The sequence below is a fragment of the Streptomyces viridosporus genome, from assembly GCF_002078235.1.
GTDB classification, from domain to species: domain Bacteria; phylum Actinomycetota; class Actinomycetes; order Streptomycetales; family Streptomycetaceae; genus Streptomyces; species Streptomyces viridosporus.
The window spans coordinates 1-3,277 of sequence record NZ_MSGP01000650.1 but is presented as its reverse complement, the minus strand read 5'-3'; the positions used below and the strand labels follow the sequence as shown (position 1 = coordinate 3,277).

At 72.4% G+C, this 3,277-nt stretch carries 4 protein-coding genes; 2 read left to right on the top strand and 2 right to left on the bottom strand.

Features of this window, described 5'->3' with window-relative positions; genetic code table 11:
• Positions 1 to 103 precede the first annotated feature (103 nt).
• Positions 104 to 1,630, bottom strand: coding sequence for a hypothetical protein (locus B7L92_RS35050; protein ID WP_081241257.1), 1,527 nt, complete (start codon positions 1,628 to 1,630; stop codon positions 104 to 106).
• A 116-nt stretch (positions 1,631 to 1,746) separates the two neighbouring features.
• Between B7L92_RS35050 and B7L92_RS35045 the strand changes: the two genes are divergently transcribed.
• Positions 1,747 to 2,169, top strand: a complete 423-nt coding sequence (locus B7L92_RS35045; protein WP_081241256.1) for a hypothetical protein — start codon at positions 1,747 to 1,749, stop codon at positions 2,167 to 2,169.
• Between the two features lie 165 nt (positions 2,170 to 2,334).
• Here B7L92_RS35045 and B7L92_RS35040 read toward each other — a convergent pair whose 3' ends face one another.
• On the bottom strand, positions 2,335 to 2,688 hold the full coding sequence (locus B7L92_RS35040; RefSeq protein ID WP_081241255.1) for a hypothetical protein: 354 nt from the start codon (positions 2,686 to 2,688) through the stop codon (positions 2,335 to 2,337).
• Between the two features lie 346 nt (positions 2,689 to 3,034).
• Here B7L92_RS35040 and B7L92_RS43090 point away from each other — a divergent pair, with 346 nt between their 5' ends.
• Entirely contained in the window at positions 3,035 to 3,169 is a 135-nt protein-coding gene (locus tag B7L92_RS43090; RefSeq protein WP_255311284.1) for a hypothetical protein, read from the top strand.
• Positions 3,170 to 3,277: the final 108 nt, after the last annotated feature.

Sequence of the window (3,277 nt, the reverse complement as noted above, 5' to 3'; positions counted from 1 at the left end):
GGCCACCGTCGTCGACGGTGGTGCGTCGCTCGGAGCAGCGGACGAGGAGACTGCTTCGGCAGCCACTGCTTCCTGGCGGGCCGGCCGCCCGCCGTGCCCGCCCTCAGTCGACCTCCCGCACGCGTGCAGCGGTCCGCTCGGCGAGCTCGCGGACGCCCTTGGCGGCGTTGTCCGAGAGTTCGCCGAGTACGGCGTCGGCGGCCCTGAGGAGGGCACGGGCCTCCTCGGGGCGGCCCGCGTCGGCCAGGGCGAGGGTGAGCCGGTAGTGCTCCTCGGCGATGAAGCAACCGAGGTTGACCCGCTGCCAGTGGCGCAGTGAGTCGTCGCCCGGGGCGGCCAGGGCGTCGCGCACGGCGGCCAGGCTGTCCGCCGCCTGCGGCAGCCGGCCGGCCTCTCGCTCCAGGCGGGCGAGGGTGTGCCGGGCCGAGGCCCGGTCCCATGCCGTCTCCTGAAGGGCGGCGTACAGGCGCTGGGCGCGCAGCGCCTGGGGAAGGTCGCCGAGTTCCTCGAAGTCCTGGGCGAGCCCGCTCAGCGGAGCCGTGGCCAGGGTGCGGGGCGCATCGGGGCGGCGGAGTGTGCTCTGGTCCATGAAGATGCTGTCGAGTTCGCGGATCAGCGTCACCCGCGCGAGGTCCGTCATCCCCTGGTCCCGCGCCAGGTCGGTCCATGTGGAGACCGGCTCGTCCGACGGGTCCGTCCCGAACATCGACTCGTCGAGCTCCCGCGCCCACTGTCGCAGCTCGTCCGCGCTCGCACCCGGTTCCGGCATACCGCCCAGGCCGCACGCCGTGTCGAAGTCCGTCTCCCGTACCTCGAGCAGCAGCGGCAGGTCTCCGGTGTCTCCGTGAAGCCCCACCAGCACGGCCGCGAGCCGCAGTTCGTCCGTCATCGATGACTGCGTCTCGTGCCGCAGCAGATGCCGCAGCAGCTCCAGATCGCCCTCGGCACGGTCGAACTGCGCGGCCCGCAGGGTGATCCGGCGCCGGACCGGGTCCTCGGCGACTTCACGCCATGCCGTGCGGTCGCCCTCCCGCAGGCGGGCGAGATCGGCGCGGCCCGCCGCGAGCACGGGCTCCCACAGCGGGGGACCGGCCGGACCCAGCCGGTCGTACGCGCACCCCTCCTCCGCATTGAGCAGGACGAAGTCCGGCTCGGTGCGCAGCAGCGCGGCACGCAGTCTGCCCACCAGCTCGACCGGGGAACGTTCAGGGAAGCCCAGCGCCGCACGGAGTTCGGCCCGCTCCTCGTCGATTCCGTAGTACTCGCGGATCTCGTCCTCGGTCTCCGCGACGCACGCCAGGATCTTCTCCTCGCCGTCGTCCGGCGACAGACGTGTGCAGCCGCGCCAGCCGGGCAGGCCGATCACGAGCTCCAGGGCCTCGTCGACACTGGATCCGATGATCCCCGCGGCGCCCTCCGAGTCGGCGTAGAGCACCGAGCCGTCCGCGCACACGAAGTACGTGCCGCCGGTATCGTCCCCGGCTACCGTCTCCAGCGGTCCGCCTGAGGCGAGGCGGACCTCCTCGACATGGCCGTGGGCGGCGCGGTCCAGGTCGAAGTCGAAGGGGAAGGCGGCCAGTTCGGCCAGGCGGCGGTCCTGCCGCAGCAGCCGTAGCGCGTGATCGGTCATGTCACGAAAAGTAACACCGTCCGCTGGTCTCCCCCGCCCCACGGCGGTCCCGTCGGCGGGCCGCCGCCGTGCCGTGACAGGATCCGGCCGTGACGTGCGACGTGTGTGGACACGAGATGCGGCAGGTACCGGTGGCCGAGCCGCGAGCGGCATGGGACCTGCCGGTGAAGGAACGGTGGTTCTGCCCCTGGTGCTACGCGTGGACCGAGCTGGGACACGATCCCCGTGAGGTTTCACGCCCCCAGTACCAGCCCCCGCACGAGCGTTGGGAGCGGGCGGACTCACCCGAGCTGCCCGAGGACGTGGTCCACGCCTACGACACGGCCTACGCCTATACGGATTCCGGCGCGACCCTGTGCGGCATGGTGCACGACGACCTCTCCGTCTCCCCGTACTTCTGGATGCCCGACCGGGACGACGCCTGTGCCGCCTGCAAGGAGACCGCCGTCGTCATCGACCGGCGCTGGCCGCCGGAGATGCGCGACGGGAACCGCGTCAGCCCTCCCCCTCCCCCTGGTTCCTCCTGGCCCCCCCTCTAGAGTCGTCGTCACATGGCACGGCCACACCGGCGGGAAGGCGAAGGTGACGGTCGCCTGGTGGGACTCGGTCGTCCTGGAGCAACAGGTGGCGAGCACCCCTCATCACCGTGTGCGTCGCGAACGGCCGGCCCGGCCCGGACGGACCGGGCCGACCGCCGTCAGCGGTTACCTGACGTGGAAACCGTAGACGTGGTGGGTGTCGGCGCCGCTGAAGGGGGCCAGTGTGTGGGGCGGGAGGACCGCGACGTCCCATCCCCAGTTCGTCCTCCAGAAGACGACCACCTCGTGGGCGCCCGAGGAGAAGGAAGTGACGCCGCCCTGTTCGAGCGGGACGTCACCGGGTCCGGTCCAGCACCGGCTGTGCTCCGCGCCGTTCTCCAGGTACGTCACCCGCACGGCATCCGTGCCGGCGCCGCAGTCGATCTCCTCGGTGGCTAAAGCGGGCGCTGCCGGGAGCGCGATGCTCATCGCGACGGCCGCCATGGCAGCCAGTGCCAGTTTCTTGGGTCGGCTCTTCACAGTGTCGTGGTTCCTTCCGGTCGGAGCTCCGATGTGACGGGGCTTTAGATGAACCATCAACCATCAATCGGCTTTGTTTCAACGCTTCGGTTTCAGTCAAATCTCCTCACGAGCCGACCGACGGGGATGTCCGCGGGCGTCCCGGCCCGGACCCCCGGGCGCCCTGGAGGAACGGGGCGCTCCGGACGGGCCGGGGAGGAGCGCACAGGCTCCGTGGGAAAGGTGCGCGGGTGGTGGGGAACGCCCTGCGGTTCCGGGGCGGATCGCCGCTGCCGGGCCCTCGTCCGGGACGAGGGTGGTCCCGGGGCACCGGCCGAAGACGCCGTTCGGCCCGTTCGGTGACGTGATGCCGGAGGGGGCCGACGGGCAGCGGCGGTTACCGGCCCCGGACGGGCGGATCGCGGACGTCGTCGCCGCCGTCCACCGCTTCGACCGGGTGCGGGGCGTGCCGGTGGCAGTGGACGCGGCCGGGCCGGTGTGACACGTCGCGGCCGGACCGCTGGACCTCCGTCTCACTCTCGGACGGCGGGGCGGGCCCGGACGGCTGCTGCGGTGCGTCCCGCCCCGCTCGGCGCCCGGCCCGCCGCCC

Bases quoted from the DNA above. Each gene is read 5' to 3' on its own strand.
- B7L92_RS35050 (WP_081241257.1), bottom strand. From the start codon at position 1,630: ATGACCGATCACGCGCTACGGCTGCTGCGGCAGGACCGCCGCCTGGCC.
- B7L92_RS35045 (WP_081241256.1), top strand. From the start codon at position 1,747: ATGCGGCAGGTACCGGTGGCCGAGCCGCGAGCGGCATGGGACCTGCCG.
- B7L92_RS43090 (WP_255311284.1), top strand. From the start codon at position 3,035: ATGCCGGAGGGGGCCGACGGGCAGCGGCGGTTACCGGCCCCGGACGGG.